13 protein-coding genes are annotated in these 13,911 nt (G+C 45.7%); 4 read left to right on the forward strand and 9 right to left on the reverse strand.

Annotated elements, in window-relative coordinates; all coding sequences use genetic code 11:
* Positions 1-17 precede the first annotated feature (17 nt).
* The gene (locus tag AC1DCV_RS22970; RefSeq protein ID WP_441574455.1) at positions 18-323 is read left to right on the forward strand and encodes a rhodanese-like domain-containing protein; all 306 of its coding nucleotides are present in this window, start codon (positions 18-20) and stop codon (positions 321-323) included.
* Positions 324-405: 82 nt separating this feature from the next.
* Here AC1DCV_RS22970 and AC1DCV_RS22975 read toward each other — a convergent pair whose 3' ends face one another.
* The gene (locus AC1DCV_RS22975; RefSeq protein WP_441574454.1) at positions 406-798 is read right to left on the reverse strand and encodes a RidA family protein; all 393 of its coding nucleotides are present in this window, start codon (positions 796-798) and stop codon (positions 406-408) included.
* Between the two features lie 49 nt (positions 799-847).
* On the reverse strand, positions 848-2,038 hold the full coding sequence (locus AC1DCV_RS22980) for a hypothetical protein (RefSeq protein WP_477025340.1): 1,191 nt from the start codon (positions 2,036-2,038) through the stop codon (positions 848-850).
* 174 nt (positions 2,039-2,212) lie between these two features.
* Between AC1DCV_RS22980 and AC1DCV_RS22985 the strand changes: the two genes are divergently transcribed.
* On the forward strand, positions 2,213-2,971 hold the full coding sequence (locus AC1DCV_RS22985) for a hypothetical protein (RefSeq protein WP_477025341.1): 759 nt from the start codon (positions 2,213-2,215) through the stop codon (positions 2,969-2,971).
* Between the two features lie 85 nt (positions 2,972-3,056).
* On the opposite strand, the gene AC1DCV_RS22990 is transcribed toward AC1DCV_RS22985, so the two are convergent.
* The 5 genes from AC1DCV_RS22990 to AC1DCV_RS23010 form a co-directional block, all read right to left on the reverse strand.
* Complete coding sequence (locus AC1DCV_RS22990; protein ID WP_477025342.1) at positions 3,057-4,265, reverse strand: hypothetical protein; 1,209 nt, start codon at positions 4,263-4,265, stop codon at positions 3,057-3,059.
* A gap of 12 nt (positions 4,266-4,277) precedes the next feature.
* The gene (locus AC1DCV_RS22995) at positions 4,278-5,174 is read right to left on the reverse strand and encodes a type 1 glutamine amidotransferase (protein WP_477025343.1); all 897 of its coding nucleotides are present in this window, start codon (positions 5,172-5,174) and stop codon (positions 4,278-4,280) included.
* 127 nt (positions 5,175-5,301) lie between these two features.
* Complete coding sequence (locus tag AC1DCV_RS23000; RefSeq protein ID WP_477025344.1) at positions 5,302-6,402, reverse strand: carboxylate-amine ligase; 1,101 nt, start codon at positions 6,400-6,402, stop codon at positions 5,302-5,304.
* A gap of 178 nt (positions 6,403-6,580) precedes the next feature.
* Positions 6,581-7,654 (reverse strand): ATP-grasp domain-containing protein, encoded by a 1,074-nt coding sequence (locus AC1DCV_RS23005; protein WP_477025345.1) that lies wholly within the window; start codon positions 7,652-7,654, stop codon positions 6,581-6,583.
* Positions 7,655-7,661: 7 nt separating this feature from the next.
* A complete protein-coding gene (locus AC1DCV_RS23010) occupies positions 7,662-8,369 on the reverse strand; it encodes an esterase family protein (protein WP_477025346.1) in 708 nt (235 codons plus the stop codon).
* Between the two features lie 56 nt (positions 8,370-8,425).
* Here AC1DCV_RS23010 and AC1DCV_RS23015 point away from each other — a divergent pair, with 56 nt between their 5' ends.
* Entirely contained in the window at positions 8,426-9,169 is a 744-nt protein-coding gene (locus AC1DCV_RS23015) for an alpha/beta hydrolase (RefSeq protein ID WP_477025347.1), read from the forward strand.
* Here the strand turns inward: AC1DCV_RS23015 and AC1DCV_RS23020 are convergent.
* Entirely contained in the window at positions 9,166-11,343 is a 2,178-nt protein-coding gene (locus AC1DCV_RS23020; RefSeq protein WP_477025348.1) for a TonB-dependent receptor, read from the reverse strand. The genes AC1DCV_RS23015 and AC1DCV_RS23020 overlap by 4 nt on opposite strands.
* A gap of 336 nt (positions 11,344-11,679) precedes the next feature.
* Here AC1DCV_RS23020 and AC1DCV_RS23025 point away from each other — a divergent pair, with 336 nt between their 5' ends.
* Positions 11,680-12,138, forward strand: a complete 459-nt coding sequence (locus tag AC1DCV_RS23025) for a MaoC family dehydratase (RefSeq protein WP_477025349.1) — start codon at positions 11,680-11,682, stop codon at positions 12,136-12,138.
* Positions 12,139-12,374: 236 nt separating this feature from the next.
* On the opposite strand, the gene AC1DCV_RS23030 is transcribed toward AC1DCV_RS23025, so the two are convergent.
* Positions 12,375-13,823, reverse strand: a complete 1,449-nt coding sequence (locus tag AC1DCV_RS23030) for an OmpA family protein (RefSeq protein ID WP_477025350.1) — start codon at positions 13,821-13,823, stop codon at positions 12,375-12,377.
* Between the last annotated feature and the right edge of the window lie 88 nt (positions 13,824-13,911).

The raw sequence follows: 13,911 nt of genomic DNA on the forward strand, positions 1-13,911 counted from the left end.
TTAAATTCTTTATAACTATGCAAAACATTACGGCAGAAGAGCTGAAACAGCGTATAGACAATGGCGAAGAGCTTTATATATTAGATGTGAGAGAGCCGCATGAGCGTGCAGAATTCAACATTGGCGGTACACATATTCCATTGGGTTTTGTACAGCAGATGCAGGTAGATGAAATTGAAGAGTGGAAAGAAAAAGAAATTATCGTTTATTGCCGCAGCGGTAACCGCAGTGGTCAGGCTTGTATGTTGCTGGACTCTATGGGCTTCAGCAATACCAAAAACCTGGTAGGTGGTATGCTGAAATGGACAGAACTGTATAAATAAGCGCAAAGCATAAAGCTATTGAAGCGAATGATCACAGCGGATAGTACGTTGTTGTGGTCATTCGCTTCAATAGCTTTATGCTTTACGCCTTCTGCTCTATAATAGCGGTCGCTTCTATTTCCACCAGGTAGCGTGGATCTATCAGTTTACTTACTTCTACCATGGTGGTGGCGGGTTTAATGCTTTTGAAGAATTCTCCATGTGCCCGGCCATATTCCTCCCATCTTGATATATCCGTTACAAACATACGGGTGCGTACCACATCATGCAGGGTAGCGCCGGCATTGATGAGTGCAGATTCTATTTTTGCCAATGCAAACCTGGTTTGTTCGTAGGCATCGCCTTCTGCTACCACTTTGTCGTTGTCTGTTGCCACGGTGCCGGATACTTCAATGATATTGCCCACTCTCACTGCCCGGGAATAGCCTACTTTACTTTCCCACATGGCCCCGGAGGAATAATTGGTGCGTTTCATACGTATTTTTTAAAGAGATGAGGAGATATACAAATCTACAACAATTGCTTTAGTGCGTGGTGGTGCTGTCATTTGGCGGTGCTGCTGTTCGGAACTTCACCAGTTTACCCAGCAAATCAAACCAAAAAGGTGCGCCAAGTGATATGGCAAGGGCCGTAATACACCAGCCGGCAAAGATGAGTCCACCATTTTGCTGGAAAGGATGGGTATAACCACAACGCATTATTTTATGTCCGCTGCTGCTGTCGGTGATACATGCCCTGCTGATGCCCAGCACATTTCTGGCATCGCCGGCATCGTTGCGCAGCATAGCATATACGCCTATCAGCGAGGTATCGTTCACGAATACACGAAGTGAAGTATCGGTGCGATAAAAGGCGCTGTCTTTATGCAATACATTTTTGCGTATAAGCGTATCCGTTATAGCGGTATAGGCAGGCGCACGGCTGGTGGCCAGTTGCACCATCTCCGTTCTTACATTTTTGTCTTTCATCAGGATACGCGCAATGGCAATGGAATCTACATTGAATAAAGCTGCAATGCCGATGCCTATACATAAAAGCCAGGTTTGGGTTTGTTTGCGGTACCAGCCACTGGCGCGGGTCATGGTTTCATTGAACCAGCTTTCCATGTTGATGCGGAATGCTTTGACATCGTGCCGGGCATCTTCAAACAGCTGTAGCAGGTGTTCCTGTACTGTAGGGGCCAGGTGCAGGTAGTTGTGGGTCAGCGCAGCTTTGATGGCTTGCGCATCCGTGAGTTTGGGAGCCTGTTCTGTCAGCAGGTCACCTGGCAATGTTTGTGTTACAGCTGCCTGTTCTTTGGGCAATGCCTGCCGTGTCCTGGAACTGTTCCGTAACAGGTGCACCATCGTTTGTGAAAAAATCTGCGGACTGATGTACGCCGGCCTTGCAGCAGCGCTGTTCTCCCCCAGGTTACGGATGGAAGGGGAGGTATAGAATTTTTTAAGAAAAGGGCTTCTGCGGAAAGGCTCAAAAAAATAGACAACACTCCAGCCCAGCTCATAGAACCAGTTAAAGAAGGTGAACTTTCCGAACCAGCCGAGGTCTTCACTGTGATCATCATCTTCCAGCATCCGGCGTAAACCTTTGGTGAGCAAACGTGCCCGGGAGTTGAAAATTCGGGCCACCAGTTCCTGTATTACAGAAGCCAGCAAACTATACAGCAGGTAAATAAAAATAAGGCCAAGGGCCACATCTATGGCCAGGTTACTAAACATACGGATAGGTATTAAGTTGACATATATACATAAAAATATGTTATTATTACCAAGTTAGGGAGTCACTACGCAATGTATTTGTGAACTCACCGTTATGTTTTATTATATCTGCAGATCGCAGCAGAAAAGAGAAAAACATTTAATACATTATATATTTGCGCATATTTTGATCATATGAAATTGAAACATTTATCCCTGTGTTTCGCGATGGCAGCCGCTTGCAGCGCCTCGGCACAGATAAAGTACAGGGACACAGAGAAGAAGCCAACTTTAATAGCTTACGACAGCAGCATTGCTTTTCAGCACCTTTCGGCGGATATTGCCCAGCTCACACTGGTAGGTCAGGAGATCACCTTTTTAAAACTAAACCCTAAACGTTTGGTGAGAAATAAGGAAGATAGTCTGCTGGATAATATAAAAGTGAAAGCGGTGGTGGAAGTGCCTTATAAAAGTGTACTTAAAGGCGGCCATTTTTATACCCCTTATAAAGCGGTAGAAAATAAAACATTCCGGATCGTCGACTACGACCGTAAAACACTGGATGGTGGTACGCCCACACTGATATTTACGCTACGCGACGAGGAACGTAAACTCCTGCTTTTCCAGGTGCCTGAGGAAAACCTGGCTAATACACCGGTTATTATTAATGGTAACTATGAATGGTTGAAGCGGCAGTATGTAGGTAAACAATTACATCTCCGGAAAGACAATCGTAAAACTGAAAATGTACTGGAGGACAATAAAGAAATTACCCTGCATAAAGCAGACGTTTTTTCCTGTACAGATATTGCAGTCATTTTTGCCGGTAAACAAAAGTACGGGCAACCTTTCCTGATTGTAAAAAATAGCGAGAACGTAGAATTAGCTATTGGCGTGGGAAGTAAGAGTGAATACGCACACGGACCATTGGTTGATGAGTTCGAGTTGCAATAGAGCGTAAAGCTTAAAGCAGAAAGCAAAAAGCAAAAAGCTATTGAAGCGAATGATCACAGAGATTCGCTTCAATAGCTTTTTGCTTTTAGCTTTCTGCCTTCTGCTCTTCAAAGAAGCAGCAGCTACCTCCTACCCAGGTGTCTTTGCTGTTAAATCCTACACCGATCATCTTTCCTTTACTGATCCGGGCAAGATTGTGTACCAGCATGGGGCGCGCAGCGCCATCCAACCAGATATAAATCATTCTTATTTCGCAGATAGCAGGGCCGGTAGGCGTTTCTATGGCAGGCGCATATTTTACTTTATGCTGCAGGATCCAGTTTTCGGGATCTTTGATGTTATCAATATCTGTAGCCGTAACATCTATCAGTACACCCTGTCCTGCAAAGGAGAAGAGCGGCTTTAATACATAATTTTCCAGGTCGGCAGGTACAACCGGCAATTCATGGAGGAACCAGCTTTTAGGCACATATTCACTGTGAATAAAAGGCATCATGTATTTGCTGATACGGTAAAACCAGTTAGGATGTGTAATCCACTCTACATCAAGATCCTGGAACAGGTTTACATGCTCACCAAGCGTATCCGACTGCCGTTGCAAATCATCGAAAATGATGCGGTTATAAATGCGTTGAATGAGCGTTTTAACGCCATCTTTCAGATAAAATAATTTTTTACCTTCTTGTATCAATGCTGTTAAACAAACGGTACTAATGCCGAGATTTTTTTCCGTACTGTAAAAATCAATCCGCGTTTTCTGTTCATCAGGCTTCACTTCCAGCAGTACAACTTCTTCCGGCGCATAAGGACCGATAATCATTTCGCGCAACAACTGATAGTAGGAATCTTCATCCAGCCCGTTGAAAAAGTTGCTGAAAGAAGCGGGTATATTAAAATGCGTTTTAAACCGGCGGGCCATTACTTCCTGGAAAGCCAGCATGGTGGGAAAGCCCTGTAGTTCAATAAGCTGAGGGATCAGGGAATCATCTTCTGCTTTACAAACGGCAAAATCAATGACAATAAAATGTGGATGTTCATTTTCACGCGGTACTTTCAGCGCCGGCGGAATAGCGTCCTGGGTGATGGTTTTGAAGTCAGGGCGCAGTAATACATTCACTATTTCTTCGCAGGCCTGAACCAGTTTGTTGCAAAGTGCAGCCGGCACAAAAACGGGCGTTTCGGCAATGCGGAAAGCTGGTACCACGCCGGTATCTGCGGCAATACCATCCAAAAAAGCCTGGTATTGGGCAGGCGAAAATTGCTGATTATAAGATGTTCTAATAGCAGGGATCATGGTGTCTTTTAATTAAAAGAACGAGTGCTCATTATCTGTATGTGCGGCTACCTGTACCAGGCGTTCAATAGCGGCCAGTCGCTCGGACAATCCGCCATAAATGGCATAATCCAGGAAAGCGGTAATGAACCGATCGTGTGTGAGCATAATCTTATCCGGATCAGTGAGCTGGCTGATCATGCTGTTATATTTTTCTATGCCGTGGTTATTGACCACCTGTTTTTTCTTTTCTTCCTGTTGCAGGTACATATGCATCCCGGCAGCATCAGCTTCGGGGTGGAACTGGGTACCAATGAAATGTTCATTAAACCGGATGGCCATGGTGGCGCGTTCCAGCGGTACATGCGGTCTTTCCTTTTCCAAAGCCAGTACATGTCCCCCCATTGCCTGCAGGTTTTCGTAATCCAGTTCTATCACCTGCCAGTCGCGGCTATCCACTATATAAAAAGGATCGGGCAGGGCACTGAATACTTTCTCCTGCATGCCTGCGGCGGTTTTATGTACAGGAAAAACACCGAAAGCAGGTGATTTGCGTTTGCATACATTGCCCAGTTTGTAGTACCTGCACATGATCTGGTAGGAGTGGCAGATAAAGAATACCGGTTTTTTTACTTCCTGTATCCTGTTCCATTCGAGTAATTCATCTATGAGGGAAAAATAAGCAGTTTCCCAGGCGCTGCCTTCACTGTCTACCGGGCTGCCAGGGCCGCCGGTGGAGATATAAATATCATAGGAAGTATCAGGAACCTGTATCTGTTGCCGTACTTCAAATTCATCAAATTGCAGGTCCAGTGCGTGCATACTGGCATATTTCGCCAATATTTCGCGAATACAGCGCATCCCTTCGTTGGGAACACCCTCGTACATATCCAGCACAGCTACCTTCCAGCTCTTTTTTATTGGATGCATAATTGCAAAATTAAAGCTAAAAGCTTAAAGCGGAAAGCAAAAAGCTATTGAAGCGAATGACAAACAGCGAATCGTCACCCGCTAAAATCATTCGCTTCAATAGCTTTTTGCTTTCCGCTTTAGGCGTTTAGCATCCCCGGAGGAACTGTTCATGTATAAAGTCTGTCACCGCCACGAGGTCGTTGGTGTCTGCAAATACCTGTAGTTGCTTATCGGCGCCGGTACCTGTTTCCATGAGGCGGGTGGTGGCCTCAATCACTTCCCGGCTACCCAGTTCATCCACTACATCGTCAATAAAGTCCAGTAGTTCGAAGATGAGGGCACGGGTATTTACTTCCATTTCTTTCCCAAAATCAATAAGATAGCCGTCAATACCATAGCGGGAGGCTCTCCATTTGTTTTCATTGATCAGGGCGCGGTTATAGATAATGAAATTGAGATTTTGCATGCGCAGCTTGTAAATTTTGGCGCATACTGCCTGAAAAAGACCCGCCAGCATAATGGTATCATCAATTGTCAGCGGCACATCACATACCCGGAATTCTACTGTATTAAAAAGCGGATGCACCCTTAAATCCCACCATACTTTTTTGGCGTTGTCAATACAGTTTGTTTTTACCAGCAGCTTGATATAGTTATCATACTCTTCAATGCTGGCAAAATAATCAGGAATACCAGTGCGGGGAAATTTATCGAACACCTTGGTACGAAAGGATTTGAAGCCGGTGTTACGGCCTTCCCAGAAAGGTGAATTGGTGCTGAGTGCAAAAATATGCGGCAGGAAATACCTAACGGAGTTGGCTATATGAATCGCCATCTCCCTGTTTTCCATGCCTACGTGTACGTGTAGCCCGAAGATCAGGTTAGAACGGGCGGCATCCTGCATTTCGTTGACTATCTCAAAGTAGCGGGGATGGTCAGTGATGAGTTGTTTTTCCCATTTGCTGAAGGGATGCGTGCCGGAAGCACCTATATTGAATCCCAGGTCGCCGGCTATTTGTGCAATGGTACGGCGGAGTAATGCTACATCTGCCCTGGCTTCGTGTACATTGGCACAGATGCGGGTACCTACTTCCACTACCGCCTGATGAAACTCGGCTTTTACCTGGTCGCTGATGACTTTATGCGCCTGCTCTACTATTTTTTGTTCATGTGATCTGAGTTCCCGGGTAACGGGATCTATTACCATGTACTCTTCTTCGATCCCCAGCGTAAACGCCTTAAACATATGGTGATTTTTAGCTTTTAGCTATTAGCAGTTAGCCATTAGCTTAGCGCGTAGATAATATTTGTTTAGCTAACACCCTATGGCTAACAGCCGGTTTAATACAGCGAAGATAATCAAATGTTGGTCTCCGCTGCGTTTACTAACAGCTAATAGCTAAAGGCTAATAGCTGGTTCGGTTTCACTTTTCTTTTTGTTGTTTTTTAGCAGCGCTTTTTTTAGCAGGTGCTTTCTTCTCCTTTTCTGGTGTGGATTTTTTTGTTTTCTCGCCGGCTGCTTTCTTTTTTCCGTTGGCAGCAGCGGGTTTCGCTTTTGCTTTGGCCGGACTGCGTTGCACAAATTTGCCCCAGGTAAGATTATCTTTCCCGGGTTTCTGTGCAATAGCTCTTTCTATAGCATAACGGGCGCTGGTTTCCACCACCCATTCGAAATGTTCGGCGCCTATGGAATGAAGGTCCGCATCCGGAGCGGGATTACAGAAATCAATGGCATAGGGGACCTCACTGCGTACCGCCATTTCCACGGTATTAAAATCATAGCCAAGATGTTGGTTGAGTGCAAGCACCTGTTCGGTGATTTGTGCGAGCAGAGCAGGACTGGCCTCATAATTAGCCTCGTAACGCAGGTGAGACGGTTGTTTGGGATTATAAGGCATAATGCGTACTTCTCTGCCGCCAATGCAGAAGCAGCGGTAATACTGGCTGAAATCAATTTCTTCCTGCAGCATCATGACCAGTTGCCCCGTTTCGCTGTGTTTATGAAAAAAATCGTCTTTATCCTCCACCCGGTATACATGTTTCCAGCCGCCGCCAGCATAAGGTTTCATGTAAGCGGGAAAGCTCACATAATCGAAAATACTGTTCCAGTCGAACGGATAAATCAGGTTACGGAATGATTTGTCGGTGGTTTCGTCCGGTAACTTATAGGAGGGGAGCAGTACGGTGTTAGGCACATGAATGCCTATTTTATCTGCCAGTGCATTATTAAAAAACTTGTCATCCGCACTCCACCAGAAAGGGTTGTTGATCACGGCGGTACCGGCAGCAGCAGCATTTTTCAAATAAGCCCGGTAAAAGGGAACATCCTGGGAGATACGGTCTACAATTACGGCATAACCGGAGTCTGCGCCCTGCATCACTTTATCGATGGTCACAAATTCGGCAAAGATGCCGGGAGGATTGATCCGGTTTACGCGATCTACAAATGCCTGCGGAAAAGTGTTTTCCTGTCCAAAGAGAATACCTATTTTTTTCATACAGTACTTACTTAATAAGTGATAGATAATGCGGCAGCATTTCCCGCCATACCGGCCAGTCATGCGTCGTTTGGGGCCGTATATCCAACCAGTGAGATATTTTTTTAGCTGCCAGTAATCCTGACAACTGTTCGTTTTGCGGTCTTGTTACATCCCGGTCTGCCACGCCCAGTACAATGCCCATTCGCCACAGATCGGCATGCTGATTATCCGGCACATAGTCGGACGGATTGTTAAAGTATACATTGTCATCATAATACCCGTCTACACGGGCTTTGATGTCAAATACCCCACTCAGGCTAAACAAATAGGATACCTTTTCAGGATGACGGAAGGCAAAGTTAGCGGCATGATATCCACCAAAGCTGCAGCCGGCGGCGACTATCCGTTCCCGGCCGGTTTCGGCTTCCATACGGGGAAGTATTTCTTCCATCAGCAATTTATCATAACAGGTATGATTATACGCTCTTTGTTCGGGAGTAATCTGTTTGTTATACCAGCTGAGGGCGTCAATACTGTCGGGGCAATATACCTTGATCCTGCCTTCATCAATAAACCAGCGGATCGCCTCAATAAGGCCAAAGTCTTTGCTTTCATAGTAGCGTCCCATGGAGGTGGGAAAGAGGAGTAACGGATATCCGCTGTCGCCGAATACCAACATCTCAAATTCCTTTCCCAGGTTGGGAGAATGCCATTTCAAATAGTTTTCGGTCACGGGAAGCATTTAGATAAATTTAAAAAAGATTATTGGTTTATTGGTAAATTGTTAGGGTGCAAACACGTCAACATTATATCAATTCTTCGTATCTGCAGCGGGAAGTGGTGCTGGATACTTATTTCAGGGGGGAGTCTCCTTCGGTGCTGTTGCTGGTGAATGACGGGCAGGAACTTTCCGGGTTATTACCGGAACTTCCGCCGGCGGTACTGGTCGCGGGTATTCATGCCGGTGTGCATCGCAGGTCAGAATATGGTACGGCAGGAGTGCTGGATCATCAGGGGCAGGGTGGACAAGCGGAAAGCTATACCCGTTTTATTATCCGGGAGCTGCTACCATTCCTGGAACAACAGTATCCGGGTATGCAGCTCAAACAACGTGCATTTGCGGGGTTCTCCCTGGGGGGATTGTCAGCCCTGGACATTGCCTGGCATTATCCGGATCTTTTCCAGCTGGCCGGCGTCTTTTCCGGCGCGCTGTGGTGGCGTAGTAAGCCGCTCGGTGCCGGATACCTGGATGATAAGGACCGTATTATGCATCAGTTGATCCGTAAAGGCAGTTATCATCCGGGACAGCAGTTTTTTTTTGAATGCGGTACTGCCGATGAAACGGCCGACAGGAATCACAATGGTGTAATCGATAGTATTGACGATACCCGGGATCTGATAAAAGAGTTGCTGCTAAAGGGGTATAAGCCGGATAAGGATATCTTTTACCTGGAGATTCCAGGTGGCCGGCATGATGTGGCCACCTGGAAAACTGCCATGAATATATTTTTACAATTGCCTTTCTTCTACTAATAATTAACGACAACGCCTATATTAAAAGCGGCGCCTCTTCCTTTGGCATACTGATTCGGAATCATGAACCACTGTGCACGTGCAGGGAAGTAATCTTCGTTGAAAAGGTTTTCGATACCTAATGTTAGCATGGTATGTGGGGTAACCTTGTAATTGGCATTGAAGTTCACCAGGTTATATGCTTTTACCCGGCCTTCGTTGCCATTGTACAGGCCATTGGCTTTCTTTTCAAAGCGGTTCCGGCCATTAACGCCCATGTACTGCAATCTTACTTCCAGGTCTTTCAGTGGGCGGTAATTGACGCTGGCTGTCATTTTAGGTGGTGCAATTCTTCTGCCATTCAGGTATACATTGTAGCTGCCGCCCGTTTTGGCGGTATCTGATTTTCCTTCTACATAGCTGTAGCTGGCGCTGACATCAAGATTGTGTAATACCTGGTAAGTAATGGCAGCTTCAACACCGTATATACGTTCCGGTGTTCTGCTCACATTAAATAAGCCGGTGTTGGCGTCAAAGATCATATCTGCGCCCAGCCTGGAGGTGCTGATAAAACCACTGAGTTCAAAACGGAATTTTTTGTGTTCGCTCACAAAGCCCAGTTCGTAATTATTCACCAAAACAGCTTCTGTATTGATCTTTTTCAGGTCATTTACTTTTGAATCACGCAGTGCCAGGCCTACATCAGACACAGAAAATCCCTGTGAAAAGCTGAAGTAAGGCATAAAAGCCGGCAGGCGGTTATAACGGATCCCCGCGTTAAATAAGGTAGCGGTATAGTCGAGGTCTCCACCCTTTACGCGGATACTGGGAGGAAGTGTGCCATCGGCATTTGTGAGCGGCAGGGTGTTGTAGTCATCTACGGTTACGTGTACTTTTTCCACTCTCACACCTGCTTTCAGGATCAGGTTTTGCCAGAGATACCACTGTGTTTCTGCAAAAGGTGCATAGTTCAGCATATTCATTTCCGGCACCCATACGCGGCCATCTACCAGTGGCTGGGAGGTCACATCATTCAGCAGATCGGCGCCATAGGAAAGCGTTCCGTTAAAATTATATTTGTTGGACACCGGCGAATTCAGCATCAGGCGTAATCCCTTTTTCTTGTCCAGTGTATGTGATTGTCCATCGCTGCCTGCAAAGCGGCCAAAGGATACATAAAAGATATCATCCCTGGATTCGTAGTATGCATCGGCACTGAGAGAGGTACCGCCAATGAGACTATCTGCCTGGTACTCGAGGTGCAGGTTGTGATTGCCCCTGGAGCCGGTAGATACACCGGCAGGTTTTCCCAATACACCGGAAGAAGGAATGCCTTTGAGAATATCTCCGTTCACTACGTTGTAGTTGGAGTTTTGCTGGCTGCGGTAGTAGTTGTACATCAGCTGTAAACGCTGACGGGTATTTACCTGGTACCCGATTTTGGCAAAAGCGTTGTAGCTATCTGTTTCACCCAAACTGTAGTTGGGGCCTACCAGTTTGCCTTTGGCATCTTTATATTCCCCGGTTTCTTCGGCAACACCGCTTACGATGTAATCGAATTTTTTATATTTCCCCTGCAGCATCTGGCTCACGCGGCCGCCTACACTGTTTTTCAGGCTGGTGAGGGAACCGGTGGTATTGATCATGGTTCTGCCGGACAGCGCCTTGTCTTCTTTAGGGGTAGCGGTAATATAGTTGATCAGGCCACCTGTAGCACCGTTGCCGTAAATGGCAGTAGCGCCTTTCAGTACATCTACTCTTTCCAGTACACCGGGATCTATGGAGCGCATGTCTACTTCGCCGTTGCGGAGTGGGGTGGATTGAGGGATTCCGTCAATCATGATCAGTACAGGGCGCCCGCGGAGTGTTTGGCCTACGTTGCTGTTGGTTTGTGTTCCCGGCGCTAGTCCGGGTACTTCCCTTGCCAGGATATCTGTTACATCTGTATTTATCCGCAGCTCGTTTTCCAGTGTTCTTTTAGTAATAACTGTTACGGAAGATGGAACATTATCCAGTGTCACCGGCTTCCTGCTGGCAGATACGACTATTTCACCGAGTACTTTTTGGTCAGCAGCCTTAGCGGGCAGGGTATCTTTTTTATTTTCGTTGGTTGTTTTGCGTTGCGCCATTAATGGTGCGGTAATACTGCATCCGGAGAAGAGCAGTAGGAATAATCGTTTGTTAAATGTGTGCATAGCCGTGATTGCCGTCGTTTAAATGAGATAATGTGCTCAGATGATGTTTGCTGTATGGTGTATCCGTTTGATTTGTGGGGAGCAAAATTAGGTAAAAGCATACCGTTGCGTTTACGCAATCCGGAAAATTTTGGACAGGAAGGGAAGCGTGGAGCGTGGATAAAATAAAAAACAGGTACTCTAAAGCAATAAAGATTCAATATATATTGGTAGACAGGTTCACTTTGAATACTTTTATGCCTTCACAATATTGTGGTGCGATACCTATGAGTTAGATTAGAATGAAAACTTGAAGCTTCGCCATAAAAGACCTATAACTGATTACAAAAAAAAAGTATGTTAGTCATTAATAATTATCAGGAGTATCAATCGTATTTAGGTTTGCAATTAGGAGTGTCCGAATGGCATAAAATTGACCAGCAGCAGATTGATAAATTTGCTGACGCCACTTTAGATCATCAATGGATTCATGTGGACAAAGAAAAAGCGGAGAATGAAGGTCCATTTAAAGCCACCATCGCACACGGATATTTAACATTATCCTTAATTCCATATTTATGGAAGCAGATTGCAGATGTTCGTAATATTAAAATGGAAATCAACTATGGGATTGAATCATTTAAATTCGGACAGGCCGTAGTGGTAGATAGTGAGGTTCAACTGGGGGCTAAACTGAATTCCATCACCAATTTAAGAGGAACAACCAAAGTGGTGATTGAAGCCACGCTGAGGATTAAAGATCAGCCTAAACCAGCCTACACAGGCAATGTGGTGTTCTTATATCATTTTATTTAACTTTCTTCAGCGCTACAATGGGCAAGGCCAGGGGTAGTTTGGACGCTTGCCCATCCACTGCTGCCAGCGGAGCGAATAGAGGTGGCGTATAGATTACAGTACGCCATCTTCCTGATTGTTTCCGGTCCAAACGGACCAGGAAGGGCCGCTCATATTCACCACCTTATCATGATAATGATAAGGTGCAAGTTGTTGATAGAAATTAGCAACTGTAGCATTATACCGTTTCTTCCAGTTTATTGGGAAGACAGATAGTAAATCACCACTTCCACCCGTCTGTTTTTCCGCCTGCCTGTTACCGTTTTATTATCCGCTACCGGCATAGACTCGCCCATTCCGTTTACGGCCGTGATGTTACTAGCTGGCTTTTTGTTCCGGATATAATCTGATACCGTAAATGCGCGCCGCATGGATAATTCCTGGTTGTAAATGTTGGTGCCGGTATTATCAGTATGCCCTGTAACTGTCAGGGATATATGATCACCAACTGGGATTTTATCGATAAGACTATCGAGTGTGTGGATCATTCTATCTTCCAGTTGATGGCTGTCTACCCGGAAAAGGAGGTCTGGTATCAGTAAGGTATCAGTTCGTGTAACCGCTACGGTTACTTCTTCCGAAGGCTGACAATTAATCACTTCTACTCTTTCGCTGGAATCACTGTCTGCAGTGAATTTTCCTATGCCGGTAATGATGAAGTCATCGAAGCTAAAACCTTTTTTATACACCATGTAGCTGGCCACTGCCCGTGCACGGTCCTGTGCCATTACCTGGTTATATTTTTCACTGGCATTTTTAAACACATAGCCGGTGAGTTTAATTTTATGACGTAATACGCTGCCGGATGGCTTTAGTACGCTTTCCAGTTGACCGGCATAGGAAGGGTTGATATTTTTACTTTTTGGTAAGAAGAAATCAGATTTCAACAGCAGGGTATCACAGGATCCGGGTTTATAAAATACAGTTTGAAGCTTTGGCGTCTTCACGGGCTCCAGGTCCTGCAGGTCTTTGTCTGGTGAAATAAAATGATGCCGGTCGTGCAACGCATACAACTTCGCAGCAGTTTCTTTAGTGTTTGCACAAGCATTACCGGATAATGGAACCAGCGACACGCTGTCTATATTCAGATAAAATGCTTCATTTTTTGGGTAATGGGCCAACGAGGAGTCAAAGTTGCCAATGATCATGTATTTCGCATTGGCTTCGGCTACAAATGTTTTTTCCAGCACCGTCCATTTTTTTTCCGGATGCTTATCGGAATCCCTGTTGAAGTACAGGGTGGCGGGTTGCGGTAGTGGTCTGGGTGTCCAGCGGTATACCGGCACCGAGTCGAATAATACGCCTGGCAGGGGATAGGGGCGGTCTTCTTCCATGAGCGTGTATAACTTCAGCTGATAACGTTGCCCTTTGTGCAAGGGGCAAAGCAATTGTGTTTCGCTATAGGAACGGAAGTTTGGATCAATGCTGCTATAAAGGGTGATGGTGATGTAGCGGTTGCCCTTGACCTGAGTATACATGATTTTACTGGTATTGGGCGCTACCGATTCCCAGGCGCTGGGTGCACAGGGGTAATTATATTCTGTACAAATGTTAACGTCTGAAAAACCGGGATTGGCCACTATATTCTGTGCATGAATGCTATGCAGGGGAAGCAGGAAAAGGAGGAGCAGGACAAGATTGCGCACGGGTAAAGGATTTGGGGTATAACGGGGATGGATATTGGATTATTGTAAAAAGAAAGAAGGGACGTCTCAGTACTGAGACGCCCCTTAC

The organism is Chitinophaga sp. 10T418, from assembly GCF_056394125.1.